This is a genomic window from Prosthecobacter sp. GW821-HT29F12 (assembly GCF_058803405.1).
This window is the reverse complement of record NZ_CM179517.1, coordinates 7,374,939-7,394,553: the sequence shown is the minus strand read 5'-3', so window position 1 is coordinate 7,394,553 and position 19,615 is coordinate 7,374,939. Positions and strand designations below refer to the sequence as shown.

Here is a 19,615-nt window from a genome sequence, read left to right as displayed (position 1 = left end):
AAGGCAGTTATTGAGAAACTCGGCAAATAACTTAGTCAATACCGAGCAAGGAACTGAAATTGAGATTTGTGCATCAATTTTGGAACAAAAAAACCTTGTTTGAACCGGGGAAGACCTGATAAAGATTATTTTAAATTCATGTCCTTCCGTTCCTTTAGTTACTGGTTAGCTTGCAGCATAGCTGCCGCCATGGCTGTGGGGGCGACGGAACCTGACAAGGCTGGCACGCTGGATCTCACAGTGTCTGGAGCTGCCATGAGCAGTGTGATCGCGGTGCCAGAGCCCAGCCGGGCATTGCTTCTATTTGCAGGAATCATGGCCATGGCTTTCACCTACCGCCACGCTTGGCTGAGCTGGAAGCGCAGTGCGCAGTCCTGAAGCGATCCCATCTGATTTGGGCGGCCGTTTTGATTCGACGCATCCGCTGCCGCGACTAGCATCCGTGGTATGAAAGTACTGGCCGCCCTTGTCCTGCTAGCCCACCCGGCACTGTTTGCCGCAGATGCAGCCTTCCCGAAACACGCCATAGCGACGGTGCACCCACTGGCGACTGAGGCGGGCCAGCAGGCGTTTGAAAAGGGTGGGAATGCCATTGATGCGGCCATTGCAGCGGGACTGACGCTGGGCGTGGTGGATGGGCACAACTCCGGCATTGGTGGTGGCTGCTTCTTTGTCATTCATGCGGCAGATGGCACGGTGACGTGCATCGATGGCCGAGAAATGGCGCCGGCCAAGGCAAGCCGCGACATGTATGTGATCAACGGCAAACTGGACGATGAAGCCAGCAAAACGGGGGCGCTGGCCTCCGGAGTGCCGGGATATTTGAAAGCCTGTGCTGCTGCGCAAGCGAAGCATGGAAAGCTCAAGCTGGCCGATGTGCTGCTGCCAGCCGCCGACATTGCGGAAAAGGGGTTCGAGATTGATGCGGTGTATGCGCGCAAGCTGGCGGCGACGGCGGCCAAACTCGCGAAGTTTCCTTCCTCCGCCGCCATCTTCCTCAAGGATGGCAAGCCGCTGGAGAAAGGCCAGCTGCTGGTCCAAAGCGACCTCGCACAAACTTACCGGTCTGTGGCGGAGAACGGGATCGAATGGTTCTATGGCGGTGAATTTGCGCAAAAGACTGGCGAATGGATGGCGGCCAATGGCGGGCTCATGACGGCGCAAGATTTTGCCGACTATCAGGCGCCTGAGCGGGCGGCGATCCGATCGAAGTATCGTGGCTACGATCTGATCACGATGCCGCCGCCGAGTTCGGGAGGGGTGCATGTGGCGCAGATCCTCAACATTTTGGAGCATTTTCCGATCCGCCACTTCCGAGCGAGCAGCCGGATTCATGTGATCACGGAGGCGATGAAGCTGGCGTTTGCGGATCGTGCCTACTGGCTGGGGGATCCGGACTTTGCGCCGGTGCCGAAGGGTCTGGTGGATCCTGCTTATGCGGCGGAGCTGGCGAAGAAGATTGATCTGGATCACGCCACCGCTGTTTCAGGGCACAACATGCCGCCGCACTGGGAGGGAGATGTTTTTGGCAAGCACACCACGTTTCTCTGCACGGCGGACGCTGAAGGCAACTGGGTGGCGCTGAATCAGACGATCAACACCGGCTTTGGCAGCAAGGTGGTGATTCCGGGGACGGGGGTGCTCATGAATGATGAGATGGATGACTTTGCGGTGCAGCCTGGAGTTCCGAATGCCTTCAAGCTGGTGGGAGCGGAGGCCAATGCGGTGGCACCGGGCAAGCGCCCGCTTTCAAGCATGAGCCCCACGATTGTGCTGAAGGATGGGAAGCCGGTGATCGTGACTGGAGCGGCGGGTGGACCTACCATCATCACACAGGCGCTGCTGCTGCAGACGCACATCATTGATGACGGGATGCTGCCGGCGGAGGCGCTGGCGGAGCCGAGATTTCACCACCAGTGGAATCCGGACGAGCTGAAGATTGAGAAGGCGTTTGGAGAGGGCACGCTGACGCGAATGAAAGCGCTGGGGCATAAGCTGGCGGAGTCCGAGGGGTTTGGGGCGTGTCAGGCGATCTATTTTGATGCGGACAAGAAGCTCTTTTTTCCTGCGAATGATCCGCGAGTGCCGGGGAAGGCGGATGGGAAGTGAGTGTGAATACCTGTTTCAGCTTTGTGAACGTTCGTCCGGAACCGCCTGAAGGCGGGACGACAAAACGTGGGCTGGTTTTGCTATGTCTTGGGGCAAAGGCGAAAAGGGTGTTTACTCTTCGCGGAGTTTCCGGCGCAGGGTGGCGCGGTTCATTTTCATGGCGGTGGCGAGGCGGGTGGGCTTGCCGTCGAAGCGCTTGAGCAGGGTGTCCAGCATGGTGGCCTCCACGGTTTCGAGCAGGGCATCATACGCTGGCATCATTTCATCGGTGCCAGTGGTCTTTTGATCCAGCCAGGCGGAGATGGCACGTTTCATCGTTTCTTCGAGGTGATTGGATTCCTCGGTCTTCACGATGCTGGCAGGCAGGTGATGGGGCAAAATGGTGCCGCCGCTGCAGACGGCGGCGGCGTGCGCCATGGCGGTTTTTAGTTCGCGCACATTGCCCGACCAGGTGTGGGCTTTGAGCGCGGCGAGAGCCTCTGCGGAGAGCACCTGACCGCCGAGAAAGGAGACTGCCAAAGCCGGGATGTCGGAGGTGCGCTCGCGCAACGGAGGCAGCAGGACCTGAAGGACCGCGAGCGCGTAGAACAAGTCTTCACGCAGGTGTGGTGCGGCCTCCTGACTGGATGCGCTGAAGAGGCGCGCTTTGATCATGCCTGAACTGAGGCGATGCATGAGTGCCGCCTGGAGGGGCTTTGACCACGCGCTGATTTCATCGAGAAAGAGCACGCCATCCCCTGCTCTGGCGATGGCTTGATCCAGCGCGGCTTCGGCACGATCTTCGGGCCATTCATCGGCACGGAATATGATGAGTGGTTTTTCAGAGCGAGCACTGTGGCGATGAATGACCTGGGCGGCGAGACTCTTGCCGCTGCCGGGGGGGCCTTGCAGGAGGACGGGCGCGTCATTGCCGCTGGCCTGGGCGATGACGGCGAACGCGCGCTGCATGGGCTCGCTGTTGCCGATCATGGTGGTGTCTGCGCGCTGCTCGGTTTTCGCTGGTGCGAAGACTTCGCGGATGGCCCGCTGGATGTCGGCGAGATTGAGCGGCTTGAGGAAATACTCGCGAGCGCCGAGACGCTTTGCCTCAAGGGCGGTGTCCAGCGTGCCGTGGGCGGTGATGATCATCACCGGGGGCGGCTGTGGGAGAGACTGGATTTTCTCCAACACCTTCAGGCCGCTCATGTCCGGCAGGCCGACATCGAGAATGATGAGAGCGAAGGATTGCGCCGCGAGTTTGTCGATCCCGCCCTGCCCTGAAGCGGCCACGACGGGCGTGGCATCCAGACGGCGCACCACGGTGGAGAGTGCTGCGGCGAGGGCGTATTCGTCTTCGATGATGAGGATGGAGGGAGTCATGCGGGAAGCAAGGGGAGCAGCACGATGATCACTGCTCCGCCCTTGGGGTCATTTTGCAATTTCAAGCTGCCGCCGTGTGCGGTGATGACGCTGGAGACGATGTTCAAGCCGACGCCCATGCCGCCTTCTTTTTCGGTAAAGAAGAGTTCGGTGCCTTGTGCCAGCGCGAGTTCGGAAAAGCCGGTGCCGGAGTCGGCGAAGCGAAGCTCGAACCCTGACTCGGCGGACTGGCCGCTGACAATGAGCATGCCACCGCGAGGCATGGCCTGGATGGCATTGATCATGAGGTTTCGCACGGCCTGGGCGAGGCGCTGGGAATCGCCCATGATCCAGATGGGAGAGGGCAGATTGATTTCGACTTCAACGCCGGCATGGCGGGCCTGAGCCTCGATGTTTCTGGCGACGCCGCGAATGCAGTCGGTGAGATCGAGCTTGGTGAGTTTGGGTGGGAGCGGATTTGCGAGGTGGAGCCACTGGTTCACGAGACCGGCGATGACTTCGGATTCGTTTTCGATGAGCTTGATGGCCTGGGCGTCTTCCTCATTCTGCGGGGTCATCAACTGCGCGTGAAGCTGAATGGAGGCGAGCGGGTTTTTGATGTCGTGGGCGAGGCTGGTGGCCACGCGCCCGAGCATGGCGAGGCGCTCGGATTGGGCGCGCTTGAGGCGCTCGCGGACGAGGAGCCAGCCCATGAGGCCGGAGATGAGCCAGAAGGCGATGAAGGCATTGAGTGTGGCGGGATCGCGCAGAGACAGTGACGACACCACGGGAGTGCGGGTGAAGATCATGTCGTTCTTTTCATCCAGGCGGATGGTGAGACGGTCTTCGGTGTTTGCGGGAGCTGTGCCTGCAGGGCGAAACTCGATCTGCATGCCAAGCAATTGCTCCAGATCCTGCGCGAGTTTGCCGCTGCGCGGGAGATTCATGCGGCGGACAAATTCGGCATCGGCCTGGGCTAGGGCCTGGAAGAGGTGGTTGGACTCCTCGCGCTCGCGCTGACGCAGCCACGCGAGGAGCAGCAGAGATCCCGCGATGATGAAGGCGAGAAAGCCGAGGCCGAGGGTGAGGCGGAGCTTGTGGGGAGAGGCGGACACTGCCTACGGTTCCGGCAGAGGAGCGCTTTTATCAATCGGCTTGTCTTCCCAGATGGCTTCGCCTGTGGCGGGGTCGTAGGTGAGGATGCGGCTCTTGCTGCCGGGGACGGGAGCTTTGTCGATCTTGGGCAGCCACTTGGCGAGTTCGGTTTTTTTGGCGATGTGCTGAGGATCCTTGGCGAGATTGGTCCACTCGTTGGGATCGTTCTTCATATCGTAGAGCTCTTCGCTGCCATCGGCGTAGCGGATGTAGCGCCAGTCTTGAGTGCGGATGGTGTGATTGCCCTGATTGTGGGTAGTGATGGCGGGCCACTCGCGGGGTGCGCTGGCGTCTTGGAACTGGGGCATGAGGCTGTGGCCTTCGAGGTCGGGGCGGGCGGGCAGTTTGGCGAGGGCGAGGAGGGATGGGAAGATGTCGAGGAGTTCGACGGGGCTGGTGCAAACCTGACCGGGCTTGATGCCGGGGCCGGCGAAGATGAGGGGGACGCGGGTGCTGCGCTCCCAGAGGGTGTTTTTGCCGGTCATGAGTTTTTCGCCGAGATGCCAGCCGTGGTCGCCCCAGAGGACGATGATGGTGTTGTCCAAGCGGCCGGTGGCTTCGAGCTCGTGCATGAGGCGGCCGACCTGGCTGTCCATGAAGCTGACGCAGGCGAGGTAGGCGCGGACGAGCGGGCGCCATTCGTTGTATTTGCGCAGGGTGCTGAGGCGTGGCTCGGGGAGCTTCCAGTGGAGGAAGTCGGCGAACTTGGGGAGGTCGGCGCGGTCATCTTCTTTGACCGGGGGCATCTGGAGAGTGGCGTCGGGATAGAGATCAAACCACTTCTGCGAGGCGAAGCATGGGACGTGAGGGAGGCGGAAACCAGCGGCGATGAAGAAGGGTTTGTCGGCAGGGGCGCGCTTCAGTGCATCAATGGCGGAGTCGGCGATTTTCCAGTCGGCGTTGTCTTCGTCCTTCTCGGGGAAAACGCCCCAGTCCATGGCGGGATGGCGGTCCGGGCCGGGGAGATTGGCGATGGGGGTTTTGGGTTTCGGCATGGGGCCGCGATTGCCCCATTCGGTGAACTCGGCTTTTTGATCGCCACCACGCATGGAGCCGTCGTGGTAGATTTTGCCGCTGTTGAAGGTGAAATAACCGGCCTGCGTGAAGGTTTGCGGGAGGGTGATGTGAGTCTTGGTTTGCTCCACTTCACGAATGCCGGGAGCGAGACCGTAGATGCCGGTGCTGGAGGGGCGGAGGCCGGTGAGCAGGGAGCTACGCGAGGGATTGCACAAGGGGGCCTGGCAGTGGGCGCTGGCGAAGAGAGTGCCACGTTTTGCCAAGGCGTCGATGGCAGGCGTCTTCACCTGCGGATGGCCGCCGAGGCAGCCGATCCAGTCGTTTTGATCATCGATGGCGATGAAGAGGACGTTGGGGCGTGAGTCGGCGGCGTGGACGGCGGCAGCGAACAGGAATACGGAGCAGAGACTGAGCAACTTCATGGTCGGCTTCAAACGAAGCTCGGCCGATGAAAATAGCAGCGTTAAGGGGCCACGTTTGGAACGAGATGTTCGGCGGCTTTGGCGGCTTCGGCGCGGAGTTCGGGATTGAGATTTTTCTGCTCGAATTCGCGGCACCAGCCTTTGATCTCAAGTTCGTTGAAGATCTTGCCGATGACGCGGCGGAGGAGGCCTTTGAGGTTGGGGAGTTCGACTTCCTGAAGGGAGCGGATGGCGGCTTCCTTGTAGCTTTCGAGAAGGGTCATGGCCTTCTCGTGAGCGCCGCTGTCGAGGGCCCAGTCTCGGATGGTGGCGTTGTCAGGCTTGGTTTTGGCGATGCCGTTCCAGAGGGCTTCCATTTGGTCTTTGACCTCGCCTTTACCTTTCTCGCGCAGGAGTGAGAGGACGATGCTGGGGCGCATGTTCCATTCGTTGTCGGCGGCGGAGTCTTCGCCGAGATCGTCGAGGTCATCGCGGATCTGGTAGGCGATGCCAAGATTTTCGCTGTAGGCGTGAAGCACATCAGCGCATTCATCGAGCTGGCCGGCGAGAGCGGCACCGACTTTGAGGGCGACCTCGAAGGCGGGAGCGGTTTTGCTGCGGAAGATTTCAAGCACCTGCGTGCTGCTGAGGGCAACGGGATGACGTGTCCAGAGGAGTTCGGCGCCCTGACCGATGCAGAGTTCGCGCTGGCCTTCGGCGGCGACGAGGATGGAGGCGCTGCGAATGTGGGCGGCGGCATCGTTGTCGGCGAGGAGGCGGTAGCCTTCACCGATGAGAAGGTCACCGATGTTGAGAGCCACGGGGATGCCGTGCTCGGTGTGCAGGGTGGTTTCGCCGTAGCGTTCGGCGTCGCCGTCCTCGATGTCGTCGTGAACGAGGGAGGCCTTGTGGAAGATTTCGACGGCGATGGCGGCTTTCTTGACAGTGTCTGAGATGGGGCCTTCGGGGTCTTCGCGCAGGGCCTGATAGGCGGCGACGGTGAGGAAGGGACGCCAGCGTTTGCCGGCGCGTGCGAGCCACTCGCGGGCGATGTCATCGCTATGGCCACGGGAGGGGCCCATGAGCGCGTTAAGGGACTCGATGGTGAACCATGTTTTTACCTCGTCATGCAGCGCGTTCAGATTGAGGCGACGGGTTTTGTCGTCGCTGGTGAGGTGGATGTAATCCCAGACCCAGTCGATATCAACGAGGGTGTCAATGCAGTCGTCCTGAAGGAGGGGGACGGCGACGGCGGGAATGGCGGCGGCTTCGATGTAGGGGAAGGTGCGCTCAAGGACGGGCAGGCAGGAAATGCCGACAATGGCTTCGATCTTACCCGTCTGGATGAGGGACATGACGATGGCGCTGCCTTCGGCGACGAGCACGGCGTAGCCGAGTTTTTCCGCTTCGTTTTGGAAATCCTGGATGGAGCAGAGGCCGCACTGCTTGCAGAGCAGGCCGAACTCATCAAAGGGGGCCGGGCATTTGCTTTCCACCCGGAGGCACTTCGGCATCAGCAGCAGACGCTTTTCAAACGGCACGGTGGCGAGGGATTCGCGCCAGGTTTCGTTGGCGAGAAGCACGCCGACGTAATCACGATGGATTTTGTCGATGGCGTGGATGGCGACGATCTTATCCGTGTGGTCCTGCAGATCTGCCAACGGCACCGGGGGGACGAGTTTCTGTTCCTCGGCATAGGCGCGCACCCAGCCGAGGATTTGATCACGATCCTGCTTGGTCTGCGGGATGTTTTTCTTCGGCTGGCGGATACGGCGGTTCAGACCGGGAATGGGCGGAGGAAGGGCGGCAGAACGGACGACGGCAGCGGACATGAGAGAAAGGGGAAAGTGGCAGAATGCCGGATGAAAAGAGTGGGCGGTTTAACCGTGTAAGAGGGGCTTAGTCTTGCAGATATTGCGCTAATGTGTGCGAATCTTGCGCTGCGAGAGGATACGAACTGGCTGCAGATGTCGTTTAGCAGCGGCAAAAACCAACCTCAAACCACCGTGCCACGACCACTTTTGGGCATGTTTTTCTTGGGCTTGGTCTCGGGGAGGCCTTCATCCTGGAGAATGGTGTCCTGAGGGAGCGGCTCCGCACCTTCTTCACCTTTGGGCTCAGGCTCGGCGAATGGCGTGGCCTTTTGGTAGAGCTTGAGACGGGTGTCGAACTCCTCCTGCAGTTTTTTACGATCTTCGTCGGGCAGGTTTTTGTCTTCCTTGAGCAGGGCGATGCAGCGCTTCTGCCAAAGCTCGGCTTCTTTGAATTCACCGTTGCGGGCAAGAGCAGCAGCCATCGTGTCGATCATTTCATAAGGCTGCTCATCGCTCTGGACGACTTCGGCAACGAGCTTCAAGGCACGCCGGGCGAGCAGGACGGCGCTTTCGCCATTGTGCAGATTGTCCTCAGGGCAGGTGGCCAGGAACCAGGCGAGATTGTTGGAAGCCCAAGGGTCTTCGGAGCGGGCCGCACGGCGATACCAAGCTCCGGCACGGCGGTAATCCACGGGCAGGCCCTGGCCGCTGTAGTAGAGATTGGCCAGGCGAGTCATGGCGGGAACGAAGTCCTGCTGGGCGGCTTTGAGGTACCAAAGCGCTGCCTTGGCGGAGCTTTTGTCAATGCCGTCGCCGCGTTCGAGCTTTGAAGCATAGGCGGTTTGCGAAGGGGGATTTCCCTGATCGGCGGCTTTTTTGAACCACTCCGCCGCCTTGACCACGTCTTTCTTCACGCCTTTGCCTTCCTCATACATGGCGGCCAGACTGTGCTGTGAGAGGGCAAAGCCGAGTTCAGCGGAGCTGCGGTACCATTCTGCCGCTTTGGCGAGATCCTTCTTCACACCGACACCATCTTCATAGAGAGTGCCCAGAACATGCTGCGCACGCAGATGCTTCTGCTTGGCGGCCTTCTCGACGGACTTCACGCCTTCTTCGAGATTTTTCTTCAAGCCTTCACCCGTGAGCATGCGCAGTCCCAGCTCGAACTGAGCATCGGCATCACCGCGATCCGCCCAGTCTCGCAGATCCTTTTCATCGATGCGCTGAGTCTGCTGCGCCATGAGAGAGGAAGCAGCAAACAGCAAAGCAACGAGGAGGCCGGCAAGGAGGGGGGATGAGGACGCAAGCTTCATGGAGCGAAATTACGTCTGGCCGGGGCCGTCTCAACCATCAAAATGCAGGCTCCCCTTAAATTGGGAGCGCTTCTACCCCAAATCACGGGAGGCCAGGCGACCTCAGCCACTGCGCCGAGGGATGGGTTTCATCAGAGATAAACTCAAAAAGCCGCCACCCATGTCAAGCCCCTGCCCTTCGTTTATCTTGGGCCGACGTTTTGACAAAATGCGTCATTTGTGCGTAACTAATATTGCAGCCGAAGCTGCCATTCCTTCCAGAGTGGTGGCGCGGGGGACCCAAACACCCTGAGTCGAAAGACGCAGGGCGGGGCGAAGGAAGGTGGGCAACCACCGACCAGTCCACTTCCAAGGACCAGTCCGACAGCTAACCTCGCAGGCGACATTGGAAGGGCGATCCTATGCCCGTCGCGAGTGCGCCGGAATCATGGTCTCCCAAGAACCACCGCTCCTGCGCGTGGACGGGCAACCGTTCACACACCGGGGCCAATGAGACCCAAAGCATGAACCTCAAAGAATATGCAAGCCCCCCGCCGGAGAGCGTGGTCAATCCACCTGTCCCAGGCACGGAGCCGCCGCCAGCAGACCTGCTGCTGGACTGGATGCACGTGATTTATCAACCGGACCACGAGTCCGAAGAACTCGATTTCGAGGAAGCCCTGAGCGCTGCGCCTCATGCAAGCGCCCCACGCCTCGCATGAACCGCACCACCCAAAACTCCATTCCAAATCTGAAATCTTCATGACACATCATCACTTCAAAGCCCCCTGGGACCGCACCCTGCTCATCATCTCCATTTTCACGACGCTGGTGACGCTTGGAGCTGCCATCGTCCTCACTCTCGGACGGCAAACGCCTCCCTTCCTCAGCCTGCCCGCGCTGCCTTCGCGCGGACTCGTCATCGCCGCCGTGCTGCTGATACCGCTGGGCGCACTGCCCTTCATGATTCGCGGTTATGTGCTCACGAAGGACGGCATTCTCATCAAACGCCTGTGGTGGAATACGGTGCTGCCCTTCGCTGAAATGCGTTCCGTCGAAGTGGAGCCGCTGGCACTGAGCCATAGTTTCCGCACCTGTGGCAACGGTGGCATGTTCTCCTTCACGGGCTTCTATTGGAGCCGGCAGCTCGGGCATTTCCGTGCCTACGTCACAGATCAGAACCGTACCGTCATCGTGCACATGAACAACCGCACGGCGGTGCTTTCTCCTGACGATCCTGAGGCTTTCGCACGTGCTGTCACAGCACATCTCCATGCATGACACGCCTACAGAGGCAACACTGGCACCACCTGAGGTGCTGAAAAAATGTGCGGGCTGCGCTGGGCGGTGCGGATGCGTGAGGGATCGGGACGATCCCTCTCCTCCGGAACGCTGACGCGTTGGCAAAGACGTGAGGAGCATTCTTCTCGGTGGGCTCACAGGCGGCCCGGCTCTTTTTCAACTGCCTACTTTTGACGTTCCAGCATTCGCAATCAGCTTCAACTATGGTATGAGGATCGCATGAAAGCGCTTCCGCTCTTTGCTCTGCTCGCCTGCTTCAGTGTTCTTTTTCTTGTCGGCTGCGACGCCAACTTGAACGCCATTCCCGGCCCGCCGTTTGCCTATGATGACTTTGGCACGGAGTCGATGGCCAGCGACCTGCTCGGTCCCAAGGGCAAGGACACCCAGGTGATTGCGCGGTTTGGCTCCACGAATTCAACTCCTCCGGCCGGTGGTCCTGATGTGCGTTATGTGGGTGTGGCGCAGGCCATGAACCACCTGCGCCACAGTGTGCGCAAGCTGGCCAAAACACCGGAAAATCAGGCGCTGTACCAGCGGCTCGCGACCACTTACAGCCGCTTGTACCGGCAATATTCCTCGAAGCGAGATGCTTTTATGGCCGTCCCCTCCGCCAGTTATGGCCGGGGCGGCATGAACCGGGCGCTGATGATGCCTCCGATGCCGCCGACAATCTGAGCGGAGCGCATTTGACAATGCTGCCGCTGCCAGCCACAATCCCGCTCTGACTCCAGTGAGTCGCGGGTGTAGCTCAATGGTAGAGCAGGTGCTTCCCAAGCATCATACGTCAGTTCGATTCTGATCACCCGCTCCACCGAGCATCGAAGCCATGTTTCGAGCGGCTGTGCCTAATTTTTCGATCTCCCCCACCGGCATAGGTGATCCCTATGTCTTGCCTCCTCTTAACAGCGCGCTTCATGCGTGAACACGCAGCATCGTTTTGCTATTCGGCAGCAGTAGAGTTGTGCGCTGCCCTGATACACTTCCGTTGTGCTTTGAGAGATGATCACAAGAAGGGCTGTGTCTTGAGAGAGGTCCATCGAAGAAGGTGCTCTGCAGCGTGAAGGAGCGAGACGGCAAGCAGTACGTGCGAAACGAGGGCTGGGAAGCCCATGCTTCCAAGACATTGAGTGACCGTGGTTGTTGCTGGTCAAATCATCTGACCAAAACCTGCACTGGCCTTTTTTAAGCGGTCATGCGCGCGAGCACAGCGTCGTCCACCGGCTTGCAGGAGCGGTAGCCTTCGCCGTGCTCGGGGAGTTCGGTGAGGAAGGCGGCGCGGGCTGCGGCGGTTTGGAAATCGAGTCCGATAAGGGCGCGGCCGATGCGTTCGCCGGACTGGCGGTAATTGAAGTAGCAGAGGCTGGCGCGATCGCGGATGAGGCGGGAGAGGAAGTCGTGCAGGGCGCCAGAGCGCTCATAGAAGTCGAGGCGCAGGAAGACAGGATGGGTGAGGAGATCACCGCGCAAGGGGATGGCGCGGAAGGCGACGTCCACCGCTCCGGTGAGGTCTTCCCAGGCATAACCGCCTGCGTCCAATCGTGTGGGAAGTGCTGCCAGCTTTTCGGAGTTTTCCGATGTGACGGTGAAGACGGGCCACGCCTCATCGGTGCGATGCAGTCCGTATTGAAAGTCGGCGATGTTGAGGCCTTCGAAGCAGGAATCCAGCAGCGCCAGCATGGCGCCGGGACGCTCGGGGATGCGCACACGCAGGGCGCGTGAGGCGGTGCTGCTGGAGCCTTCGGACTGTGCGATGAGGCCGAGCTGGAGGAAGTCGATGTTGGCACCGGTGATGACGATGAGGACTTTTTTTCCAGCGAGTGCGGCGCGGTCTTTCAGCACGGCGGCGAGGCCCATGGCGCCGGATGGCTCTGAGACGCAGCGCAGCGTCTCCCAGAGCACGCGGATGGCGGCGCTGACTTCGGCATTGGTGATGGTGGCTACTCGATCCAGAGACTGCTGGCAGATGCCAAAGGGGAGTGTGCCGGCTTTGCGGACGGCGGTGCCATCGCAGAAGATGTCGAGGTCGTGAAGTTCGACCGGCTTCTCTGCGGCGAGTGCCGCTTTCATGGAGGCCTGACCCACGCCTTCGACACCGACTGCTTCCATGTTGGGCCAGTAGGTTTTGAGCCAGCAGGAAACGGCCGAGGCCATGCCACCGCCGCCGATTTGGAGGTAGGCTGCGTCGAAGGGGCCGTGGCCAGAGAGCACGACCTCATCTGCCAGAGTCCCCTGCCCTGCCATGACTTTGAGGTCATCGTAGGCGTGCACGTAGGTGGCACCGCTGCTGCGTTCATCTTCGCGTGCGGAGGTGACGGCTTCGTCATAGCTGTCGCCAGCGAGCATGATGCGGACGAATTCGCCGCCGTGGTGGAGCACGGCGTTTTGTTTCACCTTGGGCGTGGAGCGCGGCATGTAGATGCGTGCGTGGATGCCGAGGGTTTTGGCGGCAAGGGCCACGCCCTGCGCGTGATTTCCTGCAGAAGCAGTGACGACGCCTTTGGCGCGCTGCTCGGGCGTGAGCTCGGTCATGGCATTGCAGGCGCCGCGCCACTTGTAGCATTTCACGGGGGAGAGGTCCTCGCGCTTCACCCAGATCTCAGGGCCGGGCTCGGCGCCGGGCAGGATGAGACGCTCCATGGGTGTGGGCTGGCCGAAGCGATAGACCCGCTCCCGGGCAAACAAGATTTCCTGCCGCAAGCGGCGATCCAAAGGCAAATTTTCGCGTTCCATTCGTGGCGGCATACATTCCCGCCCCGCATGCATCAGCAAGAGGTTTCGTGATCTCAATGCGCGACCTTTTTCTTGGAGACTGGATGCCTCCATTCCAAGATCTGCCCGTCCTGCTCAAGACGTGATTTGAGCTTGGTGTAGTCCACCTGCTGCACGGGAATATTGTCATCAATGGCGATGCAGGCTGCGGTGGCGGCGCTCTGACTGGTGCACATGAGCACGGGCTCCATGCGGATGCTGCTGAAAGCGGTGTGACTGGCGCTGAGGGCGAAGGTGACGAGGAGATTGTCGCATTCGCTTTCCTTTGGGACGATGGCCTCGTAGCCGATGCCATAGGGTGGTGCGCCATCGCGACCTCCGGCGGTTTTGCCTTCGCGAGTGACGACGCCGTCTTTTACGATGCGGCGGATTTCATGGGTGTCTGTGCCATAACTGCCGAGGCTGATGGGCTTGGGTGCATTTTTGCGACCGAAGGTATGGTGCTCGGTGAGCACGAGATCGCTGATCATGCGGCGGGCTTCGCGCACGTAGATCTGGTGCGGCCAGCCGCCGTTGTCGGTGAATTCGTCCTTGGGCAGGCCGAAGCGCTGCATGTCTTTGCGCACCTTTCCGGGGACGCGGGGATCGGTGGCAAGGAAGTGCAGCAGACCGCGATGATAGTCTTCGTGCTGCTTCGCGATCTTCTCGCGCTGCGCGTAGGAGGCCTCCGGCCATGCGTGTGAGGCGCCGGGGAGATTGCCGCCGAAGGTCGCGGTGTTGAAGTCCCATTTGTCATTCGGCAGTGCGTCGTGCTTTGAGAACCAGCGGAGGTCCATGGCATCGCCATTGGCGAGGCAGGCTGCGATGAAACGGACGACGATCTCGTAGCGTTTGGGATCGTAGTCCGAAGGCGGCGTGATGGGGATCATGTTGGCCGGATTGGTGGTGAGGCAGAGGCGGAAGCAGTAGGCCTGGACGCCGGGGGCGGGCTCGCCGGGGGTGCCGGGTTCGCCGGCTTGAATGAGGGGCAGCAGGCCGCTCGTTGGGTCGCCCTTCACGACGTAAGGATCGAGGGGGAAATCGCGATCCCACACGCCCTGGCCGCCTTTGAGACGTCCGCTTTCTCCAGGCTGTGCGTAGTTGATGTGCGGCATGAATTTTTCCACGTAGTGAATGCCGTTGTAGGTTTCGCCATATTTCGCATTGCCCTCGCGCATGAGGGTGTAGTTCACGCCGGACTTTGCCATGAGATCGCCCTCGTAGGTGGCGTCGATGAAGACTTTGGCGCGAAAGATGGTGCCGTCTTCGGTGATGAATTCGGTGATGTGTAGGCCGCTTTTCTTTACCGATGCCAGACGCGCTTTGAGGTGAACTTTCACACCGGCATCACGCGTCATGTCGTTGAAGACCTGCTCGGCTTTGTGGGGCTCAATGGCATAGGCACCGCCGGTGGCGGGACCGCCAGCTTTGCTTTCAAAGGCTTTGTCCCAGGCGAGTGTGACGCCGGCTGTGGCGGCGAGCTTGGTGAAGTATTCGCGGGCGATGCCGCCGACTGAGCGAGGATCGCCAATGTCCACGGCGCTGAGGCCGCCGCTGGTCATGCCGCCGAGATGGCGGCCCGGCTCGGCAATGACCACTGTCTTGCCCATGCGTGCGGCCTGCACGGCGGCTGCGACGCCGCCGCTGGTGCCGCCATAGACGCAGAGATCGGACTCCACCACAGCGGCAGAGGCAAGGGATGAGGAGAGGGCACAGGCGAGCAGGAACGACTTCATGAGTTGTACCAAAGCAGACGAATGAACGCGGCCTGCCTTGCTGGTCAAACTGACTGACCAACGGCGAGATCAACAAAGACCACTGAGACCGGCTCGCCAGTGCGCAGAGTGACCTCCAGGCTGTTTTTGCGTGCGTGCAGGAGTTTGGCGGGGATGGTCCATGCGCGCAGTTCGTCGTGTTTGCCGAGCAGTGAGGGATAAGGCACGGGGAAAGGTTCTGACACGTCCGTGGTCGAGGCAAGCGGCTCGTCGTTGAAGATTGCGGACCATTCGCTGCTGCCGAGGGGCTTGTCTGATTGAATGCGGATGCGTGCGTCTTGTTTCCAGCCTTCTGCGGGTGGGGCGAGATCGAAGTTGAACTTGGCGGGTTTGGCCGGTTCGATTTTGCGCGGGACGGGGAGCGGTTTCATACCGGGGGCGCGCCAGCCTTGGGCGATGAACCAGTGCTGCGGCTCCTGTGCAAGTGTTTGCGGATCGCGTAAAGCTTTCAGGGCTTCGAACGGTGGCTCGCCAAAGACGCCGCGGCCTTCGCCCTGGCCGTGCTGGCGATAGTAGGCGAAATTGAAGAGGCTGATGCCATCTGCACCACGCGAATAGGCGAGGTGTGCGGAGGTGTGGAGGTGCTCGCGGGTGGCACGACGGAAAGGAAAGACATCGTAGCCTTTGGCAACTTTGTCTCCTTTCCAGAGGGTGTGGCAGAGTTCGAAGTAGAGTGTGGCTCCGCGTGTCTGCTCGCTGATTGCGGCGAGATCGTGCTGCTGGGTGGTGAAGTAATGCTCGGAGGCGTTTACCATGTCGAGTCCGGCGGCGACGAGTGATTTTAAATCGAGGCCGAGAACGTCCAGTGCAGGCAGATGGCAGGGCACGCGGGCACAGAGCCAGCGGTGCTTGCCATTGCGGGTGGTTTGATCCAGCAATGCACGCACATCGCGCACGAAGCCGGTCATGATGGAGCGGCGCTGATCCAGAGGTGTTTCTTCGAGGCGGAAGTAGCCGTAGAAGCGGAGGAAATCGAGCTCCAGGCCGTCGATATCGTAGTTCTCACAGAGCTCGCGAATGAGTGCGAGCTTCTGCGCGCGCACCTCGGGCACGGCCCAGTTTTGGATGAGGTCGGCTCCGCGCAGGGAACCGGGCTTGAGGCGGAATTCGGGATGCTCAACGTAATGTTTCGTGACGCTCATGCCGATGCTGCCACCGGGTTTGTCGCCGGGTGCAGGATCGCTGAACTCCTTGTGATGCGCATCGTTCATGCGGAGGGAGATGAAGGCAGCCTGCTGGCGCTGGTGGCAGCGGTCGATGAAGACCTGAACGATATCTCCGCCGTCCAGCACAAACTGACCGAAGGGATCGGGCTTCTGACCGTAGCGCTGTTTGATCCAGGCGTAATGTTCCGCAAGTGGGAGCACCTTGCTGGGCCACATGGGCACCATGCCGAGGCCGGGCTGAAGGAGGTGTGCGTCCACGAGGCCTGTCACTTCATCCACCGTGGCTTCGAGCATCTCCTTGCGAAAGGGTTCCCGCTCCTTGTGAAAGGGGCTGATGCAGGAGGTGATGTTGGTGGTGTCGTTGCTGTAGAGAATACGCGGAGCACCACGTGATGAGTCCGCGGCGGGGAGCCGGGAAGCGGCGGCGAGCAGGCCTGCGCTGTGAATGAACTGCCGACGGGTGATCATGGTCATTGAGACTTCTCTGCGGCTGAGGTCATCTTCTTTGGCCCCTCGTGCAAATGCTTTGCCATTGCGGCAACCGTTGCAGCATTTGCGGTGTCTTTGGCGAGGTTGTGATTTTCCTGGGGATCGGTGCGTTCGTCGTAAAGTTCGGTGCCGACGACTTCATTCTTCATGTTGGTCCATTCGGTGTAGCGCCAGCGGTCGGTGCGTATGGAGCGGCCCATGAGCTTCTCTTTGCCGGGGCGCAGATACTGGCTGAAGGCGGCGGCTTTCCCCTTTTGCTCCGGATTGGCGAGCAGTGGAGCAAAGCTGGTGCCTTCGAGATGCGAAGGTGGCTCGAGGCCGCAGAGTTCGGCAAGGGTGGGATAGATGTCCACAAACTCCACAAGGGCATGGGTGCGTTGGCCGGGCTTTTGACCGGGTGAGCTGACGATGAGCGGCGCGTGTGTGCAGAGCTCGAAGTTCGTCATCTTGGTGAAGATGCCGTTCTCACCGAGATGATAACCGTGATCGCCAAGCAGGACGACGATGGTGCTTTCGCGCAGGCCGAGACGATCCAGTTCATCAAGCACGCGGCCGATTTGAGCATCGACGAAGCTTGTGCATGCGCGATAGCCGCGAATGAGATTGAGCGCCATATCATCGGGTATTCCACCAGCAGGAGGTACGTCGCCGTAGGTGCGGAGTTCGTACCAATTGTGCAGAGCCGGGGCGGGCACGTCGGGTGACGGCTGGTAGTTGTCGGGCAGTTTGATGGTGTCTGCGGGATACATGTCCCAGTATTTTTGAGGACAGGTGAAGGGTAGATGGGGCTTGTGAAAACCGACGCCGAGGAAGAATGGCTTCTCTGAGGACTTGAGGCGTTGGAGGGTTTCGATGGCTTTGGCGGCGGTGTGGGCGTCGCTGTAAACTTCGTCGGGTTCGTTCGCTGCTTCAAATGGCGGGCCGCGCACGAGTTTGGGTCGTTTATCAGGAGGGAGCTTTTTGATGGCCTTCAGCTTCTCGTCCGTTTCTTTGGAGAACCAGCTACGATCCGGGACGCCATGATACCATGAAGGCTCGCTCCATGACAGAGGATCATCTCCCGGCTCGCGCTCGCTGTGATGGAAGATTTTGCCCAGCGACAGAGAGTGCCAGCCGTTGTTTTTAAAATGTTGCGGCAGTGTGACGATGTCTGGCAGCTGAGGACGAAGGAAGTGCTGGTTGTCCAAGACACCCGTGGTGTCTGGACGCACACCGCCGAGCAGGCTGGAACGCGATGGATTGCAAACGGAGACCTGGCAGTAGGCGCGCTCAAACAGGGTTCCGCGTGCGGCGAGCTTGTCGATGTTGGGTGAGTGGATGTGCTTTGCGCCGTAGCAGCCGAGTTCGGCACGAAGATCATCAGCCATGATGAAGAGGACATTGAATTCCTTTGCGTGCAGCGCGCCCAAAGAAATGAACAGCAGGATGAAGAAAGATTTCATGGAAGTTTTCCAGCGGGTGATTTTTTGTTTTTGGCTGCGCCTTGTTTTTCTTCGGCTTCTCGCAGCCATTTCACCTTGGACTTGTAGCCTTCGGACAGGTTGGTCTGCGATGAGCGGAGGTGCAGCAGCATGCTTTCGCGCATTTGATTGAGTGTTTTGAGATGTTCGGGGTCAGCGGCGAGGTTGGTCATTTCAAAGGGATCGGTGTCGAGATCGAAAAGGAACTCGCCTTTTTCATCTGCCCACCATTTCCAGCGGCCGTCCGTGGCCATCATGTTCAGGGGTGACTGGGAACCGATCTCGCTGATGGCGGTCTTGCGAACCGAGCTGGTTTTGCCGGTCGCCACCGGCAGCAGGGAGACAGCCTGGCGACGAGGTGAAAGAGTGCCGCCGATGGCCTCGACGATGGTGGGATAGACATCGAACATCTGCACGGGTGCTTTTGTGTGGCCGGTTTTGACCTGGCCTGGCCAGCGGATGACCAAAGGCACGCGGACGGACTCTTCATAAAATCGGCCCTTGGTCAGCTGCCCCTGCGCACCCATCATTTCGCCGTGATCTGCGGTGAAACAAACCAGGGTGCGATCCCAGGTGCCGCGTTTTTGAAATGCAGCGACCACGCGACCGATGCAGTCGTCGGCGAGCGAGATTTTGCCGAGGTAGTTGGCGAGGAGTTCGCGTGCTTCGGGATGGCCGATGGTGCGCATCTCGCGGCGGAAGGTTTCGGGCACGTTGGGCGGCAGGGTCAGTTTTCCGGCTTCATACATGGTGGCGTATTCGCCGGGGGCATCGAGAGGAGGATGCGGCGAGTGCAGGCTCATCACGACGCAGAGAGGTTGATTGGCTGCTTGTTTGCCGACGAAGTCTGCCGCCTCACGGCTCACAAAGACATCGTGGTAGTGCTCCGGTGGCACCAGACTTGCTCTGGGCTGAAACTCCCATTTCACGTAGCGTTCGTGCATGTCTTCAGCGACTTGATCGAGAAGACCGAGTTTGCGCAGATAGGCGCCGTATGGGCTGCGGTCTGTGGGGGAATCGGGCGGGCCGGAGACATCGAAGACGTAATCCAGGCCAATCGCGTGATGATAGTCTTCTACTTTGGGAAAGGCCTGACGCAGACTGGGGCCAGAGGTCCAGTGGGTCTTGCCGATCTGGGCGGTGGTGTAGCCGGCCGATTTGATGTCTTGAAACATGGTGGCCTCTGCGGATGGCGCGTGGTAGTTCAATGCATTGCTCCAGATGCCGTGGCCGCTGTTGTGAGGATACAAGCCTGTGAGCAATGAGACGCGGGCCGGCATGCAGATCGGAGAGGTGGTGTAGCAGCGATCAAAGATCATGCCTTCTGCGGCGATGCGATCGAGATGCGGTGTGCGCACCTGTGGATTTTCCCAGCTAAGATAACGCGGGCTCCACTGATCCGTCAGGATTACCAACACGTCTGGTTTACGTGCGGGCGTATCACTCCACAGCGGAATGGCCATGCACAGCAGCAGAATCAAGCAAAGCGGTCTCATAAGGGGAAAAATCACGCCCTTTAACGAAGGTCCGTATCGGCTTTCGCTGCAAT

Annotated in this window: 15 protein-coding genes, 1 tRNA gene and 1 riboswitch; of the genes, 6 read left to right on the top strand and 10 right to left on the bottom strand. The window is 60.0% G+C overall.

What is annotated here, in order from left to right:
* The first annotated feature begins 138 nt into the window (after positions 1-138).
* Together AC3RLQ_RS30375 and ggt are read left to right on the top strand one after the other, a co-directional pair.
* Complete coding sequence (locus AC3RLQ_RS30375; RefSeq protein ID WP_493032700.1) at positions 139-378, top strand: PEP-CTERM sorting domain-containing protein; 240 nt, start codon at positions 139-141, stop codon at positions 376-378.
* Between the two features lie 69 nt (positions 379-447).
* The gene (gene ggt / locus AC3RLQ_RS30370) at positions 448-2,109 is read left to right on the top strand and encodes a gamma-glutamyltransferase (RefSeq protein ID WP_493032698.1); all 1,662 of its coding nucleotides are present in this window, start codon (positions 448-450) and stop codon (positions 2,107-2,109) included.
* Positions 2,110-2,220: 111 nt separating this feature from the next.
* Here the strand turns inward: ggt and AC3RLQ_RS30365 are convergent, their stop codons facing one another.
* The 5 genes from AC3RLQ_RS30365 to AC3RLQ_RS30345 all read right to left on the bottom strand — a co-directional run bounded on the left by AC3RLQ_RS30365 (position 2,221) and on the right by AC3RLQ_RS30345 (position 9,147).
* On the bottom strand, positions 2,221-3,468 hold the full coding sequence (locus tag AC3RLQ_RS30365) for a sigma-54-dependent transcriptional regulator (RefSeq protein ID WP_493032696.1): 1,248 nt from the start codon (positions 3,466-3,468) through the stop codon (positions 2,221-2,223).
* Positions 3,465-4,562, bottom strand: a complete 1,098-nt coding sequence (locus AC3RLQ_RS30360) for a sensor histidine kinase (RefSeq protein WP_493032694.1) — start codon at positions 4,560-4,562, stop codon at positions 3,465-3,467. The genes AC3RLQ_RS30365 and AC3RLQ_RS30360 overlap by 4 nt, the downstream gene beginning before the upstream one ends.
* A 3-nt stretch (positions 4,563-4,565) precedes the next feature.
* Positions 4,566-6,041: a sulfatase gene (locus AC3RLQ_RS30355; protein WP_493032692.1), complete on the bottom strand. Its 1,476-nt coding sequence runs from the start codon at positions 6,039-6,041 to the stop codon at positions 4,566-4,568.
* A gap of 41 nt (positions 6,042-6,082) precedes the next feature.
* Positions 6,083-7,852, bottom strand: a complete 1,770-nt coding sequence (locus AC3RLQ_RS30350; protein ID WP_493032690.1) for a polyprenyl synthetase family protein — start codon at positions 7,850-7,852, stop codon at positions 6,083-6,085.
* A 164-nt stretch (positions 7,853-8,016) separates the two neighbouring features.
* The gene (locus AC3RLQ_RS30345) at positions 8,017-9,147 is read right to left on the bottom strand and encodes a tetratricopeptide repeat protein (RefSeq protein WP_493032688.1); all 1,131 of its coding nucleotides are present in this window, start codon (positions 9,145-9,147) and stop codon (positions 8,017-8,019) included.
* A 227-nt stretch (positions 9,148-9,374) separates the two neighbouring features.
* Positions 9,375-9,544: riboswitch (cyclic di-AMP (ydaO/yuaA leader) on the top strand.
* Between the two features lie 106 nt (positions 9,545-9,650).
* On the opposite strand from AC3RLQ_RS30345, the gene AC3RLQ_RS30340 reads away from it, so the two are divergent.
* The 4 genes from AC3RLQ_RS30340 (at position 9,651) to AC3RLQ_RS30325 (ending at position 11,239) form a co-directional block, all read left to right on the top strand.
* Positions 9,651-9,848, top strand: coding sequence for a hypothetical protein (locus AC3RLQ_RS30340; RefSeq protein ID WP_493032686.1), 198 nt, complete (start codon positions 9,651-9,653; stop codon positions 9,846-9,848).
* A gap of 40 nt (positions 9,849-9,888) precedes the next feature.
* The gene (locus AC3RLQ_RS30335; protein WP_493032684.1) at positions 9,889-10,407 is read left to right on the top strand and encodes a PH domain-containing protein; all 519 of its coding nucleotides are present in this window, start codon (positions 9,889-9,891) and stop codon (positions 10,405-10,407) included.
* Between the two features lie 240 nt (positions 10,408-10,647).
* Positions 10,648-11,103 carry a hypothetical protein gene (locus AC3RLQ_RS30330; RefSeq protein WP_493032682.1) on the top strand — a complete coding sequence of 152 codons (456 nt, stop codon included), beginning with the start codon at positions 10,648-10,650 and terminating at the stop codon, positions 11,101-11,103.
* A gap of 62 nt (positions 11,104-11,165) precedes the next feature.
* Positions 11,166-11,239, top strand: a tRNA-Gly gene (locus tag AC3RLQ_RS30325).
* Between the two features lie 371 nt (positions 11,240-11,610).
* On the opposite strand, the gene AC3RLQ_RS30320 is transcribed toward AC3RLQ_RS30325, so the two are convergent.
* From AC3RLQ_RS30320 to AC3RLQ_RS30300, 5 genes are read right to left on the bottom strand one after another with little or no spacing between them, the layout of a single operon-like run.
* A complete protein-coding gene (locus AC3RLQ_RS30320; protein WP_493032680.1) occupies positions 11,611-13,158 on the bottom strand; it encodes a pyridoxal-phosphate dependent enzyme in 1,548 nt (515 codons plus the stop codon).
* A gap of 53 nt (positions 13,159-13,211) precedes the next feature.
* Positions 13,212-14,912 (bottom strand): FAD-dependent oxidoreductase, encoded by a 1,701-nt coding sequence (locus tag AC3RLQ_RS30315; RefSeq protein WP_493032678.1) that lies wholly within the window; start codon positions 14,910-14,912, stop codon positions 13,212-13,214.
* Between the two features lie 44 nt (positions 14,913-14,956).
* Positions 14,957-16,585 carry a hypothetical protein gene (locus AC3RLQ_RS30310; protein WP_493032676.1) on the bottom strand — a complete coding sequence of 543 codons (1,629 nt, stop codon included), beginning with the start codon at positions 16,583-16,585 and terminating at the stop codon, positions 14,957-14,959.
* A 2-nt stretch (positions 16,586-16,587) separates the two neighbouring features.
* Positions 16,588-18,048 (bottom strand): sulfatase, encoded by a 1,461-nt coding sequence (locus tag AC3RLQ_RS30305; protein WP_493032674.1) that lies wholly within the window; start codon positions 18,046-18,048, stop codon positions 16,588-16,590.
* Positions 18,045-19,562 carry a sulfatase family protein gene (locus AC3RLQ_RS30300; RefSeq protein WP_493032672.1) on the bottom strand — a complete coding sequence of 506 codons (1,518 nt, stop codon included), beginning with the start codon at positions 19,560-19,562 and terminating at the stop codon, positions 18,045-18,047. The genes AC3RLQ_RS30305 and AC3RLQ_RS30300 overlap by 4 nt, the downstream gene beginning before the upstream one ends.
* Positions 19,563-19,615 lie beyond the last annotated feature (53 nt).